Source organism: Alteromonas nitratireducens (genome assembly GCF_040812025.1).
GTDB classification, from domain to species: domain Bacteria; phylum Pseudomonadota; class Gammaproteobacteria; order Enterobacterales; family Alteromonadaceae; genus Alteromonas; species Alteromonas nitratireducens.
Map to the genome: position 1 here is coordinate 1 of NZ_JBFNPK010000009.1, position 21,921 is coordinate 21,921.

The 21,921-nt window shown below is 52.7% G+C and carries 23 protein-coding genes; 11 read left to right on the plus strand and 12 right to left on the minus strand.

Translation table 11 applies throughout. The features are described from left to right. On the plus strand, window positions 1-88 hold an 88-nt coding region (locus AB1N33_RS09445; RefSeq protein ID WP_411269965.1), incomplete at its 5' end, for an IS3 family transposase. 54 nt (window positions 89-142) lie between these two features. Here AB1N33_RS09445 and AB1N33_RS09450 read toward each other — a convergent pair. The 4 genes from AB1N33_RS09450 to folB are packed head-to-tail and all read right to left on the minus strand — an operon-like array spanning window position 143 to window position 2,197. Then, the gene (locus AB1N33_RS09450; RefSeq protein WP_411271302.1) at window positions 143-511 is read right to left on the minus strand and encodes a histidine triad nucleotide-binding protein; all 369 of its coding nucleotides are present in this window, start codon (window positions 509-511) and stop codon (window positions 143-145) included. A gap of 34 nt (window positions 512-545) precedes the next feature. Continuing rightward, window positions 546-1,346 carry an undecaprenyl-diphosphate phosphatase gene (locus AB1N33_RS09455; RefSeq protein WP_411271303.1) on the minus strand — a complete coding sequence of 267 codons (801 nt, stop codon included), beginning with the start codon at window positions 1,344-1,346 and terminating at the stop codon, window positions 546-548. A 6-nt stretch (window positions 1,347-1,352) separates the two neighbouring features. Beyond that, on the minus strand, window positions 1,353-1,844 hold the full coding sequence (gene folK, locus AB1N33_RS09460) for a 2-amino-4-hydroxy-6-hydroxymethyldihydropteridine diphosphokinase (protein WP_411271304.1): 492 nt from the start codon (window positions 1,842-1,844) through the stop codon (window positions 1,353-1,355). Further along, complete coding sequence (gene folB, locus AB1N33_RS09465; RefSeq protein ID WP_411271305.1) at window positions 1,844-2,197, minus strand: dihydroneopterin aldolase; 354 nt, start codon at window positions 2,195-2,197, stop codon at window positions 1,844-1,846. Before folB ends, folK begins: the two co-directional genes overlap by 1 nt. Window positions 2,198-2,331: 134 nt before the next feature. Between folB and plsY the strand changes: the two genes are divergently transcribed. Next, on the plus strand, window positions 2,332-2,934 hold the full coding sequence (gene plsY / locus AB1N33_RS09470; RefSeq protein ID WP_411271306.1) for a glycerol-3-phosphate 1-O-acyltransferase PlsY: 603 nt from the start codon (window positions 2,332-2,334) through the stop codon (window positions 2,932-2,934). Window positions 2,935-2,944: 10 nt separating this feature from the next. On the opposite strand, the gene tsaD is transcribed toward plsY, so the two are convergent. Further along, the gene (tsaD, locus tag AB1N33_RS09475; RefSeq protein WP_411271307.1) at window positions 2,945-3,958 is read right to left on the minus strand and encodes a tRNA (adenosine(37)-N6)-threonylcarbamoyltransferase complex transferase subunit TsaD; all 1,014 of its coding nucleotides are present in this window, start codon (window positions 3,956-3,958) and stop codon (window positions 2,945-2,947) included. 234 nt (window positions 3,959-4,192) lie between these two features. Between tsaD and rpsU the strand changes: the two genes are divergently transcribed. From rpsU to rpoD, 4 genes are all read left to right on the plus strand, one after another. Further along, window positions 4,193-4,408 (plus strand): 30S ribosomal protein S21, encoded by a 216-nt coding sequence (gene rpsU, locus AB1N33_RS09480; RefSeq protein WP_012517258.1) that lies wholly within the window; start codon window positions 4,193-4,195, stop codon window positions 4,406-4,408. Window positions 4,409-4,534: 126 nt separating this feature from the next. Further along, window positions 4,535-4,981 (plus strand): GatB/YqeY domain-containing protein, encoded by a 447-nt coding sequence (locus AB1N33_RS09485; RefSeq protein ID WP_411271308.1) that lies wholly within the window; start codon window positions 4,535-4,537, stop codon window positions 4,979-4,981. Window positions 4,982-5,032: 51 nt separating this feature from the next. Then, window positions 5,033-6,820 (plus strand): DNA primase, encoded by a 1,788-nt coding sequence (gene dnaG / locus AB1N33_RS09490; RefSeq protein WP_411271309.1) that lies wholly within the window; start codon window positions 5,033-5,035, stop codon window positions 6,818-6,820. A gap of 270 nt (window positions 6,821-7,090) precedes the next feature. Next, entirely contained in the window at window positions 7,091-8,923 is a 1,833-nt protein-coding gene (gene rpoD / locus AB1N33_RS09495) for an RNA polymerase sigma factor RpoD (protein ID WP_411271310.1), read from the plus strand. 47 nt (window positions 8,924-8,970) lie between these two features. On the opposite strand, the gene leuD is transcribed toward rpoD, so the two are convergent. From leuD to AB1N33_RS09515, 4 genes are all read right to left on the minus strand, one after another. Continuing rightward, window positions 8,971-9,588, minus strand: coding sequence for a 3-isopropylmalate dehydratase small subunit (gene leuD, locus AB1N33_RS09500; RefSeq protein ID WP_411271311.1), 618 nt, complete (start codon window positions 9,586-9,588; stop codon window positions 8,971-8,973). Further along, a complete protein-coding gene (gene leuC, locus AB1N33_RS09505) occupies window positions 9,585-10,967 on the minus strand; it encodes a 3-isopropylmalate dehydratase large subunit (RefSeq protein ID WP_411271312.1) in 1,383 nt (460 codons plus the stop codon). Before leuC ends, leuD begins: the two co-directional genes overlap by 4 nt. A gap of 71 nt (window positions 10,968-11,038) precedes the next feature. Further along, entirely contained in the window at window positions 11,039-11,647 is a 609-nt protein-coding gene (gene wrbA, locus AB1N33_RS09510; protein WP_411271313.1) for an NAD(P)H:quinone oxidoreductase, read from the minus strand. 12 nt (window positions 11,648-11,659) lie between these two features. Continuing rightward, window positions 11,660-12,451 carry a citryl-CoA lyase gene (locus tag AB1N33_RS09515; protein WP_411271314.1) on the minus strand — a complete coding sequence of 264 codons (792 nt, stop codon included), beginning with the start codon at window positions 12,449-12,451 and terminating at the stop codon, window positions 11,660-11,662. Window positions 12,452-12,606: 155 nt separating this feature from the next. Here AB1N33_RS09515 and AB1N33_RS09520 point away from each other — a divergent pair, with 155 nt between their 5' ends. The 5 genes from AB1N33_RS09520 (at window position 12,607) to AB1N33_RS09540 (ending at window position 18,511) form a co-directional block, all read left to right on the plus strand. Further along, window positions 12,607-13,728, plus strand: a complete 1,122-nt coding sequence (locus tag AB1N33_RS09520; protein ID WP_411271315.1) for a CaiB/BaiF CoA transferase family protein — start codon at window positions 12,607-12,609, stop codon at window positions 13,726-13,728. A gap of 72 nt (window positions 13,729-13,800) precedes the next feature. Further along, window positions 13,801-14,598: an IclR family transcriptional regulator domain-containing protein gene (locus tag AB1N33_RS09525; protein ID WP_411271316.1), complete on the plus strand. Its 798-nt coding sequence runs from the start codon at window positions 13,801-13,803 to the stop codon at window positions 14,596-14,598. A gap of 201 nt (window positions 14,599-14,799) precedes the next feature. After that, window positions 14,800-17,043, plus strand: coding sequence for a TonB-dependent receptor (locus tag AB1N33_RS09530; RefSeq protein WP_411271317.1), 2,244 nt, complete (start codon window positions 14,800-14,802; stop codon window positions 17,041-17,043). A gap of 49 nt (window positions 17,044-17,092) precedes the next feature. Next, window positions 17,093-17,689 carry a VOC family protein gene (locus tag AB1N33_RS09535; RefSeq protein ID WP_411271318.1) on the plus strand — a complete coding sequence of 199 codons (597 nt, stop codon included), beginning with the start codon at window positions 17,093-17,095 and terminating at the stop codon, window positions 17,687-17,689. 3 nt (window positions 17,690-17,692) lie between these two features. Next, on the plus strand, window positions 17,693-18,511 hold the full coding sequence (locus AB1N33_RS09540) for an alpha/beta fold hydrolase (protein ID WP_411271319.1): 819 nt from the start codon (window positions 17,693-17,695) through the stop codon (window positions 18,509-18,511). Between the two features lie 2 nt (window positions 18,512-18,513). On the opposite strand, the gene AB1N33_RS09545 is transcribed toward AB1N33_RS09540, so the two are convergent. The 3 genes from AB1N33_RS09545 to AB1N33_RS09555 form a co-directional block, all read right to left on the minus strand. After that, window positions 18,514-20,133: a methyl-accepting chemotaxis protein gene (locus tag AB1N33_RS09545; protein WP_411271320.1), complete on the minus strand. Its 1,620-nt coding sequence runs from the start codon at window positions 20,131-20,133 to the stop codon at window positions 18,514-18,516. A gap of 119 nt (window positions 20,134-20,252) precedes the next feature. Continuing rightward, window positions 20,253-21,434, minus strand: a complete 1,182-nt coding sequence (locus tag AB1N33_RS09550) for a topoisomerase IV (RefSeq protein ID WP_411271321.1) — start codon at window positions 21,432-21,434, stop codon at window positions 20,253-20,255. 30 nt (window positions 21,435-21,464) lie between these two features. After that, window positions 21,465-21,872 (minus strand): type 2 periplasmic-binding domain-containing protein, encoded by a 408-nt coding sequence (locus tag AB1N33_RS09555; RefSeq protein WP_411271322.1) that lies wholly within the window; start codon window positions 21,870-21,872, stop codon window positions 21,465-21,467. Between the last annotated feature and the right edge of the window lie 49 nt (window positions 21,873-21,921).

A 21,921-nucleotide genomic window follows, 5' to 3' on the forward strand; every position in this document is an offset into this window, starting at 1 on the left:
CGACTATTACAACAACGAACGTATTAAGCTGAAACTAAAAGGCCTGAGTCCGATACAATATCGAAATCAGGCCTTGGTCGCCGCTTAGAAATGAGTCCAACTTTATGGGGTCACTTCATAACCGTGGCCTTTCTCTGCTAAGTTATTCCAGCGTTTTTGGCTTGCTGGTGTAAGGCGGCCAGCCCAGCAGCTTGCCACCCAGGACATGTAAATGGATGTGGTAAACCGACTGCCCGCCAAACTCATTACAGTTCATGACAGTACGATAGCCTTCCTGCGCAATACCCAGGTCTTTCGCCACTTTTGCTGCTACCAGAGACAAGTGTCCGACAAGTTCACGGTCCGCTTCGGTAATGTCATTAATGGTCACAATCTGCTTTTTGGGAATCACCAGAAAATGCACCGGCGCCTGCGGGTTAATGTCTTTAAACGCCAGAGAAATGTCGTCTTCATACAGGATCTCTGCCGGAATTTCCTTGTTGATGATTTTGGTAAAAATCGTATCTGACACTGATAGTCTCCTTTAACGACAATACGCAGCGCATTCAGCCTGCAATAAAGAACAACAAGCCAACCCCAAGGATGAGGCGGTAGATTACAAACGGTAGCATACCAATACGTGATATCCAGCTTAAAAACAGATAAATACAGGCATACGCACTGACAAACGAGAACAAGGCGCCATAACCCAGAATGGCCCAGTCAATATGGTGGGGTTCACTCACCAGATCGAGGGTTGCCAGGGTACCGGCGCCCAGGATTACCGGGATAGAAAGCAGAAAAGAAAAGCGCGCGCAGCTTTCGCGATCGAGACCAAGCATGAGGCCGGCCGTCATGGTTATCCCCGAGCGTGAGGTGCCCGGGATCAGTGCCAGCACCTGTGCCAGACCTACCATCATTGCCTGTCGTAACGTGAGGGTATCAAGCTGCTGCTGACGTTTGGCGGTGGCATCGGCATACCATAACAGAAGGCCAAAACCGATGGTTGTGACGGCAATGACCATGGGGGTGCGCGCATACAGTTCAATCAGATCTTTAAGGGCAAACCCCACCAGTACAGCGGGCAGGGTTGCCAACACCACAAACCACGCCAGCCGGCTGTCGGCAGACTGTTGTTTACGAAAGCCTTCAGTCAGCCAGGCGGTTGCCATATGCAGAATGTCCTGACGAAAATACAGGATCACGGCAAGCAGGCTGCCCACATGCACGGCAACATCAAACGCAAGCCCCTGTTCCTTCCAGCCAAGCAACGCGGCGGGCAGCAACAAATGGCCGGAACTGCTGATAGGCAAAAACTCGGTAATGCCCTGAATGATGGCGAGGATCAGTATTTCAAAAAAGGTCACTGCCGGTTAACTCCATGTGAAAGCGATGGGTCGCAGCCGCTGGGTTGATTTATCAAACTGCTGCCACAGCGTCGCGTAACTTTTACCTTCTACCGGATGTACATTGTCCGGTACCAGTTCAGCCAGAGGCTGAAGCACAAACGCGTTATACAGAATTTCATCGCGCGGAAGCACGACCGGATCGTCGGTTACGACATCGTTAAAGGTGAGCAGGTCCAGATCGAGCGTCCGGTTGCAAAACTTTTTATCGCCGTGGTGACGTCCGTTGCGGGCTTCAATGTCTTTGAGAATGCGACAGACCGCCGGTAACGGCTGACTGGTCTGTGCCCGTACAACCAGATTGTAAAATGCGTCACCGTCAAATCCGACAGCCTCACTTTCATAAACCGACGAGCAGGCGACATTGTCAAATGCCTGCTCCAGCGCCAGACGCGCTTCGCGGGTGTGGTGCTCACGCTGAATATTTGAACCCACACTGATCAGAATCTCGTGCTGCATCAGTGACGGGACCGTTTCATCGTAACTGCAACGCTGTCAGCGTCGGGCAGAATGCCCGGTTTACAGATAGTGAGGGTGACGCATTCAACCGGATAGGTGGTGAGTAATACCGTCAGGATATGCGCGCCGAGAGCTTCCAGCAGTTCAAACTGACTGTCATTACCACACTGGCGAACGGTCTCGGCCACGGCGGCATAGTCTACAGTATCGGCAACATTGTCTGAGGCCATGGCGCGTGACAAATCTACATCAAGTGTAATGTCCATTTTAAGGCGTGTAGTGCGTTTTCGTTCCCAGTCGTAAACGCCAATGAGCGTATCCACGCTCAATCCTCGAATTTCTATGGTTTCCATTGCTTCACTTTTTGCACGTCGGGCGCACCGCCTATCTGGTCACACCATCCGGGAATATCCCCGTCAACACTGGCGGCACGCCCAGCTTTTTAGTACTGTGACGCGCAGTGTAACCCGAACCACGCCAGTAATACATGATCGCAACCATAATTCTGATGACCGGTATCGCCTATCTGATGGGTTCACTGTCCAGTGCGGTTGTGATCAGCCGTGTATGGGGGCTACCTGACCCGCGCTATGCCGGCTCGAACAACCCGGGCGCGACCAACGTGCTGCGTTTAGGCGGTCGCTTTCCGGCAGCACTGGTTCTTCTCATGGATATTCTCAAAGGTACCATACCGGTGTACGGCAGCTACTTTCTTGGCATTGAGCCGGTGTACCTTGGACTTATCGCGATTGCGGCCTGTCTGGGACATATCTTTCCGCTCTATTTTCACTTTCAGGGGGGCAAAGCGGTCGCGACCGCGTTTGGTGCAATGCTGCCGATTGGTCTTGATCTCGCGGGACTCCTGATCCTGACCTGGAGTGTGGTGGTTTTTCTTAGCGGCTACTCATCACTGGGGGCGCTGATTGCAGTCAGCCTGGCGCCCTTATTTACCTGGTTTATTAAACCGTTATACACCCTGCCCGTGGCGATGTTGTCGGTGCTTATCATTGTTCGCCATCGCGGCAATATCCGCCGACTGCTGAACGGCACAGAAAGTCGTATCTGGGACAAAGGCCGGATAAAAGAATAAACTGAATGGATTATACCGGGGTTAGCGTGTCCAGCGGCCAGCGCGGACGCGCCTGTGCACTGAGATCACTGAGCTGTCCGGCCTTAAGGCGCTGCATACCTGCATACGCGATCATCGCACCGTTGTCGGTACAAAATCCCAGACTCGGATAGAATACTTCGCCACCCAATTCCTGCATCACCGCCTGCATTTTCTCACGTAGCGCGCGGTTCGCGCTGACGCCCCCGGCAATGACCAGACGCTTGAGCCCGGTTTGCTTGAGCGCACGCTTACACTTAATGGTCAGCGTATCGACAACCGCCTCCTGAAACGCATAGGCAATATTGGCCCGGGTCTGCTCACTGTCATCGGCGTCGCGGATGGTATTGGCGGCAAAGGTTTTCAGGCCGCTGAAACTGAAGTCCAGACCGGGGCGGTCTGTCATCGGACGGGGGAACTGATAGTGACCCGGCTCACCGCTGTCGGCAAGCTTGGCCAGCAACGGACCTCCCGGATAATCCAGACCGAGCAGCTTGGCTGTCTTATCGAAAGCTTCACCTGCCGCATCATCAATGGACTCGCCAAGCAGCGTATACCGCCCGATACCATCGACTTTCACCAGCATGGAATGTCCACCGGACACCAGCAATGCAACAAAGGGAAATTCCGGCTTTGTCTCTTCCAGCATTGGTGCCAGCAGGTGCCCTTCCATATGATGCACCCCTACCGACGGGACGCCCCAGGCGTACGCCAGCGAGCGACCTACAGACGATCCTACCAACAACGCCCCGACAAGCCCCGGCCCTTGCGTATAGGCAACCGCATCGAGCTCGCTGGGGGTAGTATCCGCATCGGCCATTGCCTTATTAATCAGCGGGATCAGCTTTCGTACGTGATCACGCGATGCCAGCTCAGGCACAACACCACCGTAGTCGGCATGCAATTTTACCTGACTGTACAGTTCGTGAGAAAGTAACCCCTGTTCGTCGTCATAAACTGCAACGCCGGTTTCATCACAGGATGTTTCTATACCCAAAATTCGCATGATCGTGCCTGTACTGGTGTGAAAGAATAAGGAATTGCGCGAGAGTTTACCTGCTAACAGCGCAACAGTGAACTTCCACGGCAGGAAAAGCGCAATTATTGCCCATTTTTTGCTAAATCCACCTTTACATTTTCTGTGGATATGATTAGAATTTCGCACCATTTTTAACCCGGGTGCCATTTTTCGCGCATAAATTAACCCGGAACCACTGATAAGTTTTGAGGTGATTTTTTAATGCCTATCGTTAAAGTTAGAGAAAACGAGCCGTTCGATGTCGCGCTTCGCCGTTTTAAGCGTTCTTGTGAAAAAGCTGGCGTTCTGTCTGAAGTCCGTCGTCGTGAGTTCTTCGAAAAACCGACCTGGGAACGTAAGCGCAAGAAAGCTGCTGCGAAAAAGCGTCATCTGAAAAAGCTGGCTCGTGAAAACGCACGCCGCGTTAAACTCTACTAAGACAGGGTTTATTTCAGCTTGAAGAAAGGTGTTGCTCCGGCAGCACCTTTCGCGTTTTCAGGACCCGAAAAACTTGCTATCTTCCTAGTCCCACAGCGAATAATTTCTATAGGGAAGTGCCCGACTATGTCATTGAAAGAAGCATTAAGCTCAGCGCAGAAAGACGCCATGCGTGCCAAGGACAAAACCCGCCTTGGTACAATCAGAATGGCACTGGCCGCCATTAAACAGCGTGAAATTGATGAGCAGATCGAACTCGACGACAGTGCAGTGCTGGCGGTACTGACCAAGATGGTAAAGCAGCGCCAGGACGCCGCCAGTCAGTTTGACAGTGCCGGTCGCGATGATCTGGCCGCCAAGGAACGCGAAGAAATTATCGTCATTGAAGCTTTCCTGCCATCACCATTAACCGATGACGAACTGGCCGCGCTGATTGAGGAGGCCGTGTCACAGACTGGCGCCAGCTCCATGCAGGACATGGGCAAGGTCATGGGCGTGCTGAAGTCAAAAGTACAGGGGCGCACTGACATGGGCGCGCTGAGCCAGAAAATTAAAGCCCGTTTGTCTGCCTGAGTCACGGCTCAGGCATGTGACGATTCCTCGCACCACTGACTGTCAGAGACTATGGCCGGAAAAATACCCCGCGACTTCATTGATGATCTGCTTGCCCGCACGGACGTGGTAGATATCGTTGATGCCCGCGTCAAACTAAAAAAAGCCGGTAAAAACTATCAGGCCTGCTGTCCGTTTCATAACGAAAAAACACCGTCGTTTACGGTTAGCCAGGATAAGCAGTTTTATCACTGTTTTGGTTGCGGCGCACACGGCAACGCCATCTCCTTTGTGATGGAATTTGACCGGCTGGAATTTGTTGAAGCTATAGAGGAACTGGCCCGCTACCACGGCCTTGAGGTGCCCAGAGAAAAAGGCAGCCTTCATCCGCAGGTCAGCGAGCAGCAACGCCAGCAAAAGCAGGACGACTACGCGCTGATGGAACAGGTTAGCCGTTTCTTCCAGCAACAGTTGCGCTCCCATCCCGATAGTCAGAAGGCCATTGATTACTTAAAAGGACGCGGCCTGTCGGGCGAAATCGTGAAGCAGTGGGAAATTGGCTACGCACCGGACAGCTGGGACAGCCTGCTGAAGACGTTTGGCACCTCGGCAGACCGCATCAGACAACTGCTTGACCTGAAACTGGTTAACGAGAACGACCGCAAAAAACGCTATGACTTTTTTCGCCATCGCATCATGTTTCCTATCCGTGATAAACGCGGACGGGTGGTTGGCTTTGGCGGCCGTGTACTGGAGAACGACAGCGGCCCTAAATACCTGAACTCTCCGGAGACCCGCATTTTCCATAAAGGTCAGGAACTGTTTGGCTTTTACCAGGCTCGTCAGCAAAACCGTCATCTGGATAAGGTGATAGTGGTTGAAGGCTACATGGATGTGGTAGCGCTCAGTCAGTACGGTATTTCAATTGCCACGGCAGCACTCGGCACCGCCACCACCCCCGAACACATGCAGATGCTGATGCGGGCCAGTGGTCACATTATCTGCTGCTATGACGGTGACCGTGCTGGTCGCGAGGCAGCATGGCGAGCGCTGGAGAACGCGCTGCCCGCACTCAAGGATGGGGTTCGCCTATCCTTCTTGTTCCTGCCCGACGGTGAAGACCCGGACTCCATGGTACGCAAAATTGGTAAAGATGCGTTTATGACGTTATGTGATGACGCCATGCCGCTCTCTACCTTTTTCTATGACTCATTACTCAAGCAGCATAATCCGGGAACCCCGGAGGGCCGGATCGCGCTGAAATCGGCCGCACAACCGCTTATCGACACCGTTGAGGGCGAGCAACAGCGGCTGATGCTTCAGGAAGAGCTGGCCAAACACACCAAAGAATATGACCGCTTCAAGCTGCAGCAGGACATCAGGTCAGCCAACAGTAAGCAAAATCCACGGCATACCGGCGGCCTCAACCAACAGGTACAAAAAGCACGGGTATCGCCGGTTCGTATGTTACTCAGATTACTGCTGGAACACCCTTCACTGGCAGCGGATTGCCCGGAGGTAGATCCCGGCGTACTGGCAGCCAGTGAGTTACCCGGCATGCCATTGCTACTGGCTGTACACGAATATTGCCAGCAACATCCGCGGGCTACGACCGCACAGCTGATTGAAAATTTCCGTGCCCATCCCCATTCATCAAGTATCGCGAAGTTGTTAGGGCAGGAACACCTGGTCAGTGATGAAGAAGCGAAACGGGTTTATAGCGACAGTTTTGCCCGGCTTCTGGACTGGCATTTTGACAGCCGCATTGACACATTATTGTCACGCGCACGTATACAGCCGTTGAGTGAGTCTGAAAAGCAGGAACTCAAGCTGCTCATGCAGGAAAGACAACGAACTTAACAGTGTGATTTTTGTCTAAAATTTCAACCGCCGTTCTGGTAAAAATAACAATAAATCTGCTATACTGGCTAATTCGCCGCGGGTACATGTAATAAACCTGCGACGCACCTGTCAGCCAGCGTAACGGGCATCAAGACCCGCGCAGGTACACGCATTTTCAGGCGTTACCGTGCGGAAGCGGCATCGATACGACAGTGGTGATAACGCCCCGCTGCAAAGGGGTAACGGGTCATCATGCAACTTTAATAGAATGTGAGAAGTGTAGGGTATATGGCGCAAAGCAAGCAGTCTCAGATTAAACTCCTGATTGCAAAAGGTAAAGAGCAAGGTTACTTGACCTTCGCAGAAGTAAACGACCACCTGCCGCAAGATATCATCGATTCTGATCAAATCGAAGATATTATCCGCATGATCAATGACATGGGTATACAGGTCTTTGAATCAGCCCCTGATTCAGACGAATTACTCATGCAGGAAGCGACAGCTGATGAAGATGCAGCTGAAGCCGCCGCTCAGGCACTGGCAACGGTAGAAAGTGAGATTGGACGCACTACCGACCCGGTGCGCATGTACATGCGCGAAATGGGTACCGTAGAGCTGCTCACCCGTGAAGGTGAGATTGAAATTGCCAAGCGTATTGAAGACGGTATTAACCAGGTTCAGTGCTCAGTCGCAGAGTACCCGGAAGCCATTACCTATCTGCTGGACCAGTGGGATCTGTATGAAGCGGAAGAGATTCGGCTGGGCGACATTATTTCCGGCTTTGTCGATCCGAATGAGGAACAGGACCTGGCGCCTACCGCGACGCACGTGGGCTCTGAGCTGTCCGAAGAAGAGCTGGACGATGAAGACGACGACGAAGATGAAGACGACGCGGATGACGACGATAGCGGAGTAGATCCTGAGCACGCCCGTGAGAAATTCGCAGAACTGCGTGCGCAGTACGAGAAGACCCGTGAAGTCATCGAGAAAAAAGGCCGTGCTCACAAAGACGCCCGCAAACAGATTGAAGCCTTAAGCGCCATCTTTAAAGAATTCCGTCTGGTGCCCAAGCAATTTGATCGCATGGTTAAAAACATGCGTGAAATGATGGACAAAGTGCGCATTCAGGAACGCCTGGTAATGAAGCACTGCGTGGTTACCGCAAAAATGCCGAAGAAAGACTTTATCAAGGCATTTGCAGGTAACGAAACATCCAGCGAGTGGCTTGGCGAAGCGATTAATGCAGGCTTACCTTACTCTGGCGCGCTGGCCGAGCTGCGTGAGGAAATTGAGCGCTGTATTTCAAAAATGAATCAGGTCGAACAGGAAACTGGCCTGGTCATCGCTGATATTAAAGACATTAACCGTCGCATGTCGATTGGTGAGGCGAAAGCCCGTCGTGCCAAGAAGGAAATGGTGGAAGCCAACCTGCGTCTGGTTATTTCAATTGCGAAGAAGTACACCAACCGTGGGCTGCAGTTCCTTGACCTGATTCAGGAAGGCAACATCGGTCTGATGAAAGCGGTAGACAAGTTTGAATACCGTCGCGGTTACAAGTTTTCGACCTATGCAACCTGGTGGATCCGTCAGGCTATCACGCGTTCTATCGCGGACCAGGCAAGAACCATCCGTATTCCGGTGCATATGATTGAAACGATCAACAAGCTGAATCGTATCTCTCGCCAGATGTTGCAGGAGATGGGACGCGAGCCGACCCCGGAAGAATTGTCAGAGCGCATGCTGATGCCTGAAGACAAGATCCGTAAGGTACTGAAAATCGCCAAAGAGCCGATTTCGATGGAAACGCCCATCGGTGATGATGAAGATTCGCATCTGGGTGACTTCATTGAGGATAACACCATTATTCAGCCGCTGGATTCGGCGACCGGTGGCAGCCTCAAAGATGCAACCCAGGAAGTACTGGCCGGTCTGACGGCGCGTGAAGCGAAAGTACTGAGAATGCGTTTTGGTATTGATATGAACACCGACCATACGCTGGAAGAAGTCGGCAAGCAGTTTGACGTTACCCGTGAACGTATTCGTCAGATTGAAGCCAAAGCCTTACGCAAGCTTCGTCACCCTAGCCGCTCAGAGCAGCTTCGCAGCTTCCTGGACGACTAAGACACAAGTGTTGCAGACAAAAAAGCCAGTCAGCAGACTGGCTTTTTTTATGGCCGGCTCCCGGGGAAATGACGCGCCTCAAAGGCACTGATATCACTCTCGAACACCTCAGTCAGGGAAATGCTGTCTAGGTTATTCAGCAGCAGGTGCCGGTTATCATCGGATATACTGAATTCCGTACAAAAGCCGTTTCCATGCGCGGCGAGTCGCTGATCTATCAGATTTACCGATAACTGAAAATCAGGGTCGGCGGCCCGGGCAAACAACACATCCACCTGCGATTCACTGAGCGAGACAGGCAATATCTGGTTGTAAATGCAGTTCTGGTAGAAAATATCCGCAAATGACGGCGCGATAATACAGCGGATCCCGAAGTCGGATAATGCCCATTGCGCATGCTCCCGACTGGAGCCGCAGCCAAAGTTTTGTCTTGCCAGCAGAATGCTGGCCCCCTCGCGGGCGGGATCATTCAGAATAAAGTCAGACACCGGCGTGGCATAATCGCCATGCTGATAACGCCAGTTAAAAAACAGGCTTTTCCCCAGTCCCTGCTTGCTGATGCCGGCCATAAACTGTTTCGGAATGATCTGGTCGGTATCAACATCGGACCGGTCAAGCGGGTACACCCTGGAGGTAAACAGAAACGGATTAACATTGCTTATCATAGCCAGGTCCTCACATCGGTAATGTGTCCGGCCAGCGCGGCGGCGGCCGCCATTGCCGGGCTCATCAGATGCGTTCTGCCACCGGCGCCCTGACGGCCTTCAAAGTTGCGGTTACTGGTTGAGGCACAGCGCTGCCCGGGTTCAAGCCGGTCGTTATTCATGCCAAGGCACATCGAACAGCCCGGATTACGCCACTCAAAACCGGCGTTAATAAAGATCTGGTCGAGCCCTTCTCTCTCGGCCTGCTGTCGCACTGCAACCGAGCCCGGCACCACCAGCGCGCGTACACCATCCGCCACTTTGCCCCGTTTTGCGACAGCGGCGGCAAGACGTAAGTCTTCAATGCGACTGTTGGTACAGGAGCCGATAAATACGACGTCCAGCGGCTTACCCATCAACGCATCCCCCTCAGTCAGGTCCATGTATTGCAGCGCCTGCGCTGCCTGGGGACCTGATGCTGCCGGCACCGTATCCTCGATGGATGCCACCTGGGCAGGCGAGGTTCCCCAGGTCACCTGAGGCGCCAGGTCACTGACATCAAGGTGCAGCTTTCTGTCATACCGGGCATCCGGATCGCTGCGAAGCGCCTGCCATCGCGCCAGACGCTCAGGCCAGTCCGGTTCGTTCCCAAGCGTTGCCTCAAGGTAGCGGAATGTGGTTTCGTCCGGTGCAATAAGCGCACTTTTTGCACCGCCTTCAATAGCCATATTACAGAGGGTCATCCGGCCCTCCATCGACAGGCTGCGCACCACTTCTCCGGTATATTCAATCACATGCCCGTTGCCACCCTGTGCACCAATCTGCCCGAGTACATACAGTGCAATATCTTTGGCACTGACGCCGCGCGGCAGCATGCCGGTCAGCTCTACATTCATGGTTTTTGCGCGCGAGGTTCGCACCGTTTGTGTTGCCAGCACGTGTTCAACCTGGGACGTGCCGATACCAAACGCAAGTGCGCCAAACGCACCATGGGTAGAGGTGTGAGAATCGCCACAGACAATGGTCATTCCGGGCTGTACCCGTCCCTGTTCCGGCGCAATCACATGCACAACCCCTTGCTTGTCATGCCCTACCGGAAACAGTGCAATCGCATGGGTCTCACAATTTTTTTGCAGAGTAGCAAGCTGAAGGCGGTTTTCATCACTGCAGTCAGTGTAATCGGCAGACGTCGTCGGAATGGCATGATCCATGGTTGCCAGGGTAAGGTCCGGGCGTCGTACTTTACGCCCGCGCTGCACCAACCCATCGAAGGCCTGCGGCGAGGTAACTTCATGTACCAGATGAAGGTCGATATAAAGCAGGCTCTCCTCACCATCCTGTACAACACAGTGAGCGTCAAACAATTTTTCATACAGGGTTTTGGGGGTGTGATTAGCCATGGAGCAATCCACTTTTCAGAGGGGAAAACAAAAACGCTCCTGACAGGCAGGAGCGTTTTACCATATACGAATCAGGCGCTGCCTTTCTTCAGTGCCATCGCCACAGTAGCAACATGGCGGCCCTGACTCTTGGCGATTTCCAGCTCGTTTTCACTCGGCAGACGGCTTCCGTCACCACCGGCAATGGTTGAGGCACCATAGGGTGTTCCGCCCATCACTTCGTCAATCAGGGTCAGGCGCTTCTCAGTGTAGGGTGCGCCTACAATGGTCATACCGAAATGCATCAGGTTGACAATTGTCGACATCAGTGTGGTTTCCTGACCGCCATGCTGACTGGCCGTTGAGGTAAACACACTTCCCACTTTACCTACCAGCGCATCCTGGAACCACAGACCGCCGGTCTGATCCAAAAAGTTTGCCATTTGCGCGGCCATACGACCGTAGCGGGTCGGTGTACCAATGATGATTGCATCATACTCCGGCAGTTCATTGACGGTGGCAATCGGTGCACTTTGGTCGAGCTTGGCACCAGCCTGCTTTGCCACGTCTTCAGGCATCAGTTCCGGTACGCGCTTGATCACGACTTCGGCACCTTCAACCTGCTTTACTCCCTCAGCGACTGCTGAGGCAAGCGCTTCAATATGACCGTAAGTAGAATAATAAAGAATCAGTGCTTTCATGAGTAAGTCCTCTTATTTTTCAGGCGTCATTGGCCCGGTATATTCAACCTGTTCGACTGCCTTTCCAGACAGAATAAAGCCGATGGGTGTTGTCGTTTCTTCCTGCAGGTGAGCAACCAGACTCCCGGTGCGGGCCAGCAGAGAGATTCCCTTCAGTGCACTGAGTGGGAAACCGACATCCAGCATAATGGCAGGAATAGCGCCGTTTACATTAACGGGCAGGGCCTTGCCGATAATCTCAGGCATCAGCTTGTGCACCATATATAGCGCCGCAAAGTACTTCCCTTCCACGCCCTTTTCTTTTGCAAGTTTCATGATGAGATTTGCGCGCGGATCGCCGGCAGAGTGTAATGGGTGCCCGTAGCCAGGCACGCGCTGCTTTTGCGCCTTGTATTCTTCAAGCACTGTCCGGGCAGCGTCTTCCATGCCCATGGTTTCGGCTTTCTCTACCACGGACTGCAGGAAACGTCCGGCAACTTCAGCACTACCCAACACCACCGAGCCACACCCATTCAGACCGGCGGCAACAGCACCCTGGAACGCTTCCGGCGCTGCCGCCAGCGTCATACGCGCCGCCACAACACTGGGAACAAGACCGTGTTCGGCTATTGCTGTCAGCACCACGTTGGCGAAAAACTTCTGTTTTTCATCCGGCATCTGACCACATACCAGCAGCCAGAAATACGAGGTAAAATCGACCTGCCCCATAATGTCGTCGCACAGATCATAGCCCCGAACAGTGATGTTTTCTGCCGTTGACGTACAAATTGCAGAGGTAAAGTTGTCCTGTTTGCCTATTCTCATTGTCAGTCTCCCGGCGGAAACGTATCGTACCCGCCTCAATTAAATTTCGCATACCGAACTTGATTTCGATTATCGAAGAATATAATATTGTTAGCAAAGTGTAAAGAAACATCTCGAACTTTATCCACGTGAAGCGTGTGAGTGAGGATTCTGCTATGACGAAAATGTTAGACAATGTGAAAGTGGTAGAAATGGGGACGTTCATTACCGGACCTGCTGCAGGGATGTTCCTCGCAGACATGGGCGCTGATGTGATCAAAGTTGAGCGTCCGGAGACAGGTGACCCGTTTCGTGCCTTCAAGGGTGAACTCTACAGCCCGCACTTTCAGACCTATAACCGGAACAAGCGCAGCGTAGAGCTGGATACCCGTGACGACAACGATCTTGCCGCTTTTGATGCGCTTATTAAAGAAGCTGACGTGTTCATCGAAAACTTCCGACCCGGTGTTGCCGATAAACTGAACGTAGATTACGCCCGCCTGAAAGCGCTGAACCCACGTCTGGTGTATTGCTCTATCTCCGGGTTTGGTTCAGACGGCCCGGACGCCCTGAAGCCAGCCTTTGATACGGTTGCCCAGGCTGCTACCGGTTTCCTGCGTCTGTTGCTTAACCCTGCCAACCCGCGGGTTGTCGGGCCAGCCATAGCCGACGCCATCACCGGGTTTTATGCATCACAGGGGATCCTCGCCGCGCTGTACAAGCGCCATGAGTCGAATGAAGGGTGCCTGGTGGAGGTCTCTATGCTGGAGGCGATGACTCACTTCAACCTCGATGACTTTACGCATTATTTCTCTGCCGATCTGATCATGGGTCCGGAGAGCAGACCTAATGTTTCCCAGTCTTATGTATTTGAGTGTCAGGATGGACGCTGGCTTGCCCTGCACATGTCATCACCGGCGAAGTTCTGGACAGGTCTGGCAGAAGCAGTAGGACACCCCGATATGCTGGAACGCCCGGAATTTTGCAGCCGCGAAGCACGAATAGACAATTACGATAAGGTACTGGCGTTTCTCAAACCGATATTCCTGAGTGAGCCGTCATCACACTGGTGTCAGCGACTTACCGAGATTGAAGTCCCCCATTCGCTGGTAATGAACTCGGCCGAGGCACTGGAGACACCGCAGGCTAAACACATGAAACTGAAAGTTGAGACCACCCACCCGACCAAGGGTAAGTTCACAACTGTGCGCCCTGCGCTGCGGTTTAATGGTCACATCAATGACACCGTAACGGCACCACCGGTGCTTGGTGAGCACAATGGCCAGGGCTTCAAATAACGCCCTGGTATTTTTACCACCCTGCAACTTTGATATAGTCGGCGGAGTTGTATTTGATAGTAGTGCTAAACGTTGAAAGAAAAAGATCCCGAGTATCTGACCACGCTGGAACGCGGCCTTACGGTTCTGCGGTCATTTAATAAATCGCAGCCAGAGATGCAGCTCAGCGAAGTCGCCGCAGCGACCAATCTTAGCCCTGCCGTCGCGCGCCGCTGCCTTAATACACTGGTGGCACTAGGCTATGTCACGCGGTCTGGTAAGAAGTTCCTGCTGACACCGGAAGTGCTGGTGTTTGGCTCGGCCTTTCTGGCATCGGCCAGTATTGACTCGGTTATCGGAGAGCACCTGCAAAGTGTACGGGATGAGACCGGCGACAGTTCTTCTATTTCGGTGCTCTCTGGTGAGGACATTCTTTACCTGGCGCATATTCCGACCAACCGGCACATTCGCCTGAATGCGGGCGTAGGAACACGTTTTCCGGCCCATGCCACGTCGATGGGTAAAGTCATGCTGGCGCATCTGCCCGAAGAAAAGCTCGACCACTACCTGGAAACCGCGCAGTTGAAACGCTTCACCGACATGACGGTCACGACGCCGGAATTACTGCGTAAACAGCTTGCCGAGATCCGCGAGAAGGGGTACTGCTCGGTACTCAGTGAACTGGACTACGGGCTGGTGTCACTGGCGGTCCCCGTCTACGACGACAATGGCCACGTACTGGCTGCCATCAACTGTTCAACTGCGGCCTCACGTATTGCCCAGGACGAGATGGTCAGAACCCGCCTTCCGCTGCTCAAACAGGCTTCACAACAAATCCAGCAATCACTGAACAAGTGGCCGGTTCTGCTGCACTCGTTACTTCGCCTTTAAGTCTTTTCTTCCCGGTAAAAAGCACGCTTCGGCGTGCTTTTTTTGTGTCTGAAATTCATCTTACGAAAAAAAATCACAATTTTTCGACTATCGAACTTGATTTCGATAGTCGAAGATATTAATGTAAATGAAACGTTAATCATCTGTTGTGGTTTCGTGCCCGCAGTTTGCTGGGACCAAATACCGGGTGGAGAAAAAATCATGCCTGAATTTGTAAATAAAAATCTGTTCAAAAAGTCGTTATTAAGCGTGATGGTTGCAGGCGCATTTGCTGCACAACCAGTGTTTGCTCAGCAGGACGCGGACAGTAACGCGACCGAAGAAGAAGCGAAGGATGTTGAAGTCATTATGGTTCAGGGTACCCGCCGAAGCACCAAGCTTCAGGATGCCCCGGTATCGATGACGGCCTTCACCGAGCTGGACATTGAACGTTCGGGAATAGACCGCCCGGCAGACTTCATCGGGCTCACACCAAATGTGACGCTGATTGAAACCCAGAACGCCGGCATGGCGTTTATTACTATCCGCGGTATCTCCCAGAACCGCGACACCCAGCCATCGGTGGCGGTGATTGTAGACGGCGTTCAGCAAACCGACGCAGGCCAGTTCCAGCAGGAGCTGTTCGACATTCAGCAGATTGAGGTGCTCAAAGGTCCGCAGGGTGGTTTGTACGGCCGAAATGCGATTGGTGGTGCCATCGTAATTAACACCAAAGATCCGACAGAGTATACCCAGGGTAAAATTCGCCTTGGCGTGGATAATGGTCCGGGTTATCGCGTTCAGGCAGGCCTGAGTGGTCCGCTGGGAGAAGATTGGGCGTATCGCATCTCCGGCTCGTTCTACGATACCGATGGTTACATTGAAAACACGTTTCTGGGTGAAAACTCCGACCCTCTGCGTGATTTATCATTCCGTGGTAAGGCGCTGTGGTTTGTAAACGATAACCTGGAAGTGGATTTCCGTGGCTACTACAGTGCACTGGAAACCCAGCCATTCAACTACCGCATCACGTTTGATGTAAACGAAGTGCTGGACCCCCGTACCAACAACCCAGGTATCAACGATCGCGACCTGTACGGTGGCTCGGTCAAAATTACCTATACCGATGAGGACGGCGGCACCTGGACATCAATCACAGCGTATGACCGCAGTAAAGAGCTGATTGCCGGTGACGCGTACGACTTCCTGCCGGTAGAAGAGTCGTTCCTGTACAACCTGCTGCTGGGTTTTGGCGTACCGGAAGAGTTCTCTTACGACCAGAACCAGATTTCCAACTTCGGCTCGAAGAACTGGAGTCAGGAGCTTCGCTACACGTCACCGGATTCAGAACGGTTTAAGTATATCTACGGTGTCTACCTGGTTGATACGGAACAGTTGCAACAAAACGGTGCGCGCGCGGACTTCGGTCTTGGCTTTGCGTCACCACTGAGCTGGATCAGTACCGATCCGCGTAACCCGCAGCTGAACTTCCTGTCAGACCTGCGTAATAACTTCGCTTGGGCGGTGTTCGCGAACATGTCGTACGAAATTGACGACCAGTGGTCAGTGGACGCCTCTCTGCGTTATGACCGCGATGAACGTGAGAACCTGACCCAGACTCCGCAGGAGTTTATCCCTAACGTTCCTGGCTTCCCTGTGGGTGTGGAAGGTGAAGTGCGCGAGCGTACCTTCAGTGAATGGCAGCCAAAAGTGACCCTGACCTACAAGCCGATTGACGAGTTCACGATGTACGGTGGCTACAGTGTCGGTTTCCGCTCTGGCGGATTTAACCAGACCGGTTCTGATGCGGTCGCAGGTGCGGCTGGCATTTTCGGTATTAAAGAGTTCTACGAAGCAGAAACGGCCTCGACCTGGGAACTCGGTGGTAAATTCACGCTGGCCGACAACACAGTACGTGGTGGCTTTGCGCTCTATTCTACTATCAGCGAAAACACCCCGTTCTTCGTGTTCCTGCAGGAAAACTCAACGCAGAACATCGGTACCATCGACGAATCAGAACTGAACGGATTTGAATTCGACATCACTGCCACGCCACTGCCTGGCCTGCGCGTTGTCGCCGGATTCGGTTATGTTGACAGTGAAATTACCGAGTATGGCGACCCAGCCGCGGTTGGTAACCAGACCCCGGCAGTATCAAAAACCACGGTTAACCTGGGCGCGGAATACCGCCAGGATCTCAGCGATGGTATCACCAGCCTGATTTATCGCCTTGATTACCAGCGTCTCGGTGAAACTAACTTCGACATTTACGAAAGCACCACCCGTGATCCGGTTAATCTGGTTGATGCACGCATCACCTACGACACCGAGAACTGGTCACTGTCTCTGTGGGCGAAAAACCTCTTTGACAAGCAGTACAACGCGGAATGGTCACCAGGCGGCTTTGTGTACCGTGCACGTCCACGTGTCTACGGCCTGACCTATAACTACAAATTTGAAATGTAAATTTAACGTTAACAGACTACTATCTGGATAAACGAACGGGAGAACTACGATGTCTTTAGCCCACTGGAACAAATCCGATACACCGATTCAAAAGCTGCGTTCTGTCCAGCGTAAGCGCCGCGGAAAAACAGAGGTGCACTCTCTGCATCACCATGCCTTCAAGTGTAAGAATGCGGAAGAGACGCGCAAATTCTATGAAGATATTCTCGATATCCCGCTGGTGTGCGCCATCATTGAGCCGAAAGATCCTATCACGGGTAACGAGACGCCATATGCGCACCTGTATTTTGAACTGAGTGATGGCAGCTGGCTGGCGTTCTTCGACTTCCCACAGAAGTACGAGGACCTCGGCTGCGGGTTTGAAAATACGGATGTCTGGACGCACCACATCGCGCTTGAAATAGATGACGAGGATACCCTGAATCACTACCGTAAGCGCCTGGATGATCATGGTATTGAGTACATGAATATTGACCACGAGTACTGTAACTCGATTTACTTCTACGATCCGAACGGCCTGTGCGTTGAATTCACCCACAACGTGGATGACACAGAGCGTTACTTCCACGACAAGGCCCGTGATGCGAAAGCCGATATGGAAGAGTGGATGAAAGTCCGCGCTAAAGCTTATCCTAATGCATCCTGATCGATGATCGAAACACACCTGGTCAGCCTGGATAACACCGGGCTGCACCTTGTTCATAACAACCGAGCCGGGCGCCCTGCGATAATTTTTATCCATGGCGCCTGTTCTTCTCATCGTGCCTGGATTTACCAGCTTGGCAGTAAACTGCTAAACGAGCATTTTCATCTGATTGCACTGGATATGCGTGGTCACGGGCGGTCTGATAAACCCACTGATCCACTCGCCTATCAGGACGGCCAGCGCTGGGCTGATGATCTTGCTGTTATCTTCCACTCACTCAAACTGGAATGTGCGACGCTGGTTGCGTGGTCCTACGGCGGCCGCATGATCAGTGATTATATCCGGGCCTATGGTGAAGCACGCATCAATGGGATTAACTTTATTGCAGCGGGCACACTGGCAAGAGACGACGTAAAAGGCCCGGGCTACCAGGTACTGGCCGATTTGTTCAGTGACGAGCCTGACCGCATCCGCGAGGCCGAGAAACAATTTGTCAGTGACCTGACCGAGGGCATTGATGATGCCACACTAAAAGGCTATATGAGTGAGGATTTGGCAGCCTGTCCGAAGTATGTTCGTGACGCGATGCGTCAGCGCACTATGGACTATGATGATCTGCTGGCCGAGTTACAACGCCCGGTACTGCTAACCCACGGCGAGGATGACAGCTATTCGCTGGTAAAACTGGCGTATCTGCTCAACGAGCACATTCCGCATACCACGCTATCGGTATTTGAGCAGACCGGCCACATGCCCTTTGCCCAGTGCCCACAGGCGTACAACCAGGCATTGTTCGGCTTTGTGACCGCGCTCAACGCGTGACATCAGACTCTGAACTGTTTGGCAATTGCCTCGAGGTGTTGCGCCAGCTCAGCGAGCTCATTACACATGCTGCCCAGCTGACCTGAGCGCGATGCCGTCTCTTCGGTGCGCTGATGAATAACATCCACGTGACTTACAATATCAGACGCCACGTTTCGCTGGTCTTCAGTATTACGTGCAATCTGGTCATTCATACTGTTGATGCGGGCAATTGTGCTGGTAATGGATTCGAGGCTGGTACCTGCGCGGTTCGCGGTTTCCACACTGGACGAGGCCTGCTCGGTACCTTTCGCCATTACATCTACCGCCGATTTGGCTGCGCTTTGTAATTGCTCAATGGTAGCCTGAATTTCTTCGGTAGACTGCTGCGTGCGTGATGCGAGTGTTCTCACCTCATCGGCCACCACGGCAAAACCGCGCCCCTGTTCACCGGCACGGGCAGCCTCAATAGCCGCATTCAGTGCCAGCAGGTTGGTCTGCTCGGCAATCCCTTTAATCACATCCAGTACCGAACCGACTTTATTGGAGTCTTCTTCCAGACGTGAAATTACCGCGGCGGTTTCACGTACGTTATCTGCCAGTTGCTGAATACTGGCAACAGTTTGCTGAACGATGGCTTTACCTTCTTCTGCCGCACCACTCGCTTCGTTAGCATCATTCGCGGCCTCAGCAGCACTGTGCGCCACACTGTCAACCGAACCACTCATGGTGTCCACGGCACATTTCGCGTCATCAGCAGCCGCCTGCTGAACCTCTATCGTGCGGCCCGTCTCTTCGGTTAAGCCGCGCAAATCCTGCGCCAGCTTTGACAGCGGAAGGCTCGACTCCACCACGTCGCGCACAACCTGTTGCAATTTGTCCATAAACTGATTGAACCAGTGAACCAGTTCACCAATTTCATCCTTGCTGTCGGTCGTAATTCGCACCGTCAAATCGCCATTCTCCTGCGCAATGTCTTTCAGCGAGCGCACCACATCCACAATACTCAGCTTGATTCCGCGCACGATGGGAATGGCGGTAGCAAACAGCACCAGCGTAACCACAATGGTCATAACGATACCGGTGCTGATTTGCGATGTGTTGGCGGATTCAGTGTCCTGGAAGGCTTTCTCAAACGCACGCTGCTGCTGGTCGCGGAAGGTGGTCATCGCCTCGATGGACTTATCATACGATGCATTCATCTGCTCTGACAGCTGACCAATCCGGCTAAAGTCTGCCGTACCATTTACCATGGAGAGGGACACCTGGCTGGCAATGCCATAATAACTGTCGAAGCCTTTCTTGATGTCCGCAATATCGCCAGCAAACGAGCGGCTGATGCCGGTGATTTCGGCCAGTTTATCGTGTACACCACGCGCCAGGTCTTCGGCCTGTCCGAGGGTGTCTTCATCGCCGGTTGTCACGGCACTGGAGAGCGTATCTCTGACTTTTTGCATATCCACCAGCGTGGATGCAGAAAGCTGCAGCGCGGGAAACTGAACATTCTGCGCTTCATCAAGCAGTTCGCCATTGTTCAGAGCGGTATACACCGTGATCAACAGATAAACGATAAAACTGACAACCGCAATCGCGGGAATAAGAAAAATCTTGGTTGCGATGGGCATGCGCTTGAGGAAATTCATGTATCCCCGCTCCTATTATTATTGTGTCACTTACAGGCAAGTTTTCCGGTTATAGAAGTTATCTCCCATAACCGGAAAAACTTTAGTTCTCATAGTGCTGATATTCATCAGCCATGAGGTCAGAACGTGTAATTTACTCCGAAGCGAAGGAGCGTAGCGTCACGCGCTGCGTTCAGATCATCACTGTACCAGGTGATATCGGTTTTCAGCGCCAGGCCTGGCTCGTAGTCGTAACGAACACCGACAGTGACGGCAGAGGTCTTGGCTTTTTGTGCAGCAACGATGCCCTGTGCACTCTGATACAGAACCGCCCAGGTACCATCAGTAACCGCGTCACCGCTTGCTATGGCAGCCGGCAAGCCACTGATGTAACCCAACTGGTCACCGTTATCCGCTTCTTCCTCTTCATACGTGATGTGCGGCGTAAACTGCCCTAAACGCAAACCGGCAGTGACATACCAGGCATCGTTAACCGCGATAGCAGTGTTATCCACTTCAACGCGAGTAAACTCAGCACCAACAAACCAGTCATACTTATCAATATCAACTGCCACTTCAATAAAGCGCCCGGAATCATCATCGGCTTCCAGGTTTGATGCTACATCTGCGGTATTTGGTATCACTGCCGAAAACTGGCGCAAACCGGCAATGAACTGACCGAAATCATTATTTCGGGCTGTGACCTTACCCATCCCGTACAGCGCACGGGCACTGAACCAGTCGCGGGTTACGTCGAATGATGCAGTGACGACATTATCGATCGACAGTTCTGCAGGTGCCCCTGCAATAACTGTGTCGGTTTCCACCACACCGGCGGTAAACTGCAGGTTATACTCCCACTCACCCATGTAGTTCTGATAGTCAACGCGGATACCATCAATGTTGTTGTAATCAACGTTGTAGACCGATTGTGGCGGCGTCAGCCAGTGATAGGCATAGCCCACGTCCAGATACGCAGAGTATTTAAACAGCGGCAGTCTCAGGCGGCCGGCACTGATATTAGTGTTATCATTGATGGCATAGCTCATGTATGCCCACTCAAAATCGAGGTCAAAGTCTTCACTTCCACGCCCGACGATCTGCGCCGTTGCTGACAGGCGGTCGTTGATGTCAGTGCGCACCTGAAGACCAAACAGCGTGGCCGGACTAAAGCTGATGTTATCGTCATACCCGTAAACGGTTTCGTTGTCATCCAGCGTCATGCCGCCAATAAAGTTTGCGAAACCATTGATTTGTGGCTCAGCACAAATAGCCGGGGCGCTCAGGCCCGCCAGGCAGGCTGCGACAAGTGTGTATTTCATGGTGTTACCTTTTAATTTAATGTTCATGGCTTAGTTCAGTGTCAGCACAACGCGTACGCTGTCGTTCACTGCCGACGCGTCTACGTAGCCAATGGCGTTAGGCTGGGATGCTACGGCAGACACGACCGCCTGACTCGAATCCAGTTCTTTGGGCGGCTGGCCTTTACCGGTAAATACCAGCTTCGACCAGAATGCCGTCAACTGAGCCGCACTTTTTCCCAGTACCTTGTCGTTGAACACAGCCGTTTCGGCAGAATCGGAAGCGAGCGCCAGTGGCTCTGCCCGGTTTCCGCCCGGGAACGCCTTCGCCTTATTCAAAAAAAGACGACTTACCATTTCATTATCAAGTGCGTCTGCATTGCTTGGGTGCACAATAACAGCCACATCAGCAAAGCTGACGCTGCTAAACAGACACGCGGTTAACAACCATTTTTTCATCAGAACCTCTTTGTTGCCGCTAAACAAAATTTAACGACGGTGTTTGTCA

Coding starts and splice junctions, on each gene's coding strand:
- folK (WP_411271304.1), bottom strand. CDS start 1,844: ATGCAGCACGAGATTCTGATCAGTGTGGGTTCAAATATTCAGCGTGAG.
- folB (WP_411271305.1), bottom strand. CDS start 2,197: ATGGAAACCATAGAAATTCGAGGATTGAGCGTGGATACGCTCATTGGC.
- plsY (WP_411271306.1), top strand. CDS start 2,332: ATGATCGCAACCATAATTCTGATGACCGGTATCGCCTATCTGATGGGT.
- tsaD (WP_411271307.1), bottom strand. CDS start 3,958: ATGCGAATTTTGGGTATAGAAACATCCTGTGATGAAACCGGCGTTGCA.
- rpsU (WP_012517258.1), top strand. CDS start 4,193: ATGCCTATCGTTAAAGTTAGAGAAAACGAGCCGTTCGATGTCGCGCTT.
- AB1N33_RS09485 (WP_411271308.1), top strand. CDS start 4,535: ATGTCATTGAAAGAAGCATTAAGCTCAGCGCAGAAAGACGCCATGCGT.
- dnaG (WP_411271309.1), top strand. CDS start 5,033: ATGGCCGGAAAAATACCCCGCGACTTCATTGATGATCTGCTTGCCCGC.
- rpoD (WP_411271310.1), top strand. CDS start 7,091: ATGGCGCAAAGCAAGCAGTCTCAGATTAAACTCCTGATTGCAAAAGGT.
- leuD (WP_411271311.1), bottom strand. CDS start 9,588: ATGATAAGCAATGTTAATCCGTTTCTGTTTACCTCCAGGGTGTACCCG.
- leuC (WP_411271312.1), bottom strand. CDS start 10,967: ATGGCTAATCACACCCCCAAAACCCTGTATGAAAAATTGTTTGACGCT.
- wrbA (WP_411271313.1), bottom strand. CDS start 11,647: ATGAAAGCACTGATTCTTTATTATTCTACTTACGGTCATATTGAAGCG.
- AB1N33_RS09515 (WP_411271314.1), bottom strand. CDS start 12,451: ATGAGAATAGGCAAACAGGACAACTTTACCTCTGCAATTTGTACGTCA.
- AB1N33_RS09520 (WP_411271315.1), top strand. CDS start 12,607: ATGACGAAAATGTTAGACAATGTGAAAGTGGTAGAAATGGGGACGTTC.
- AB1N33_RS09530 (WP_411271317.1), top strand. CDS start 14,800: ATGCCTGAATTTGTAAATAAAAATCTGTTCAAAAAGTCGTTATTAAGC.
- AB1N33_RS09535 (WP_411271318.1), top strand. CDS start 17,093: ATGTCTTTAGCCCACTGGAACAAATCCGATACACCGATTCAAAAGCTG.
- AB1N33_RS09540 (WP_411271319.1), top strand. CDS start 17,693: ATGATCGAAACACACCTGGTCAGCCTGGATAACACCGGGCTGCACCTT.
- AB1N33_RS09545 (WP_411271320.1), bottom strand. CDS start 20,133: ATGAATTTCCTCAAGCGCATGCCCATCGCAACCAAGATTTTTCTTATT.
- AB1N33_RS09550 (WP_411271321.1), bottom strand. CDS start 21,434: ATGAAATACACACTTGTCGCAGCCTGCCTGGCGGGCCTGAGCGCCCCG.
- AB1N33_RS09555 (WP_411271322.1), bottom strand. CDS start 21,872: ATGAAAAAATGGTTGTTAACCGCGTGTCTGTTTAGCAGCGTCAGCTTT.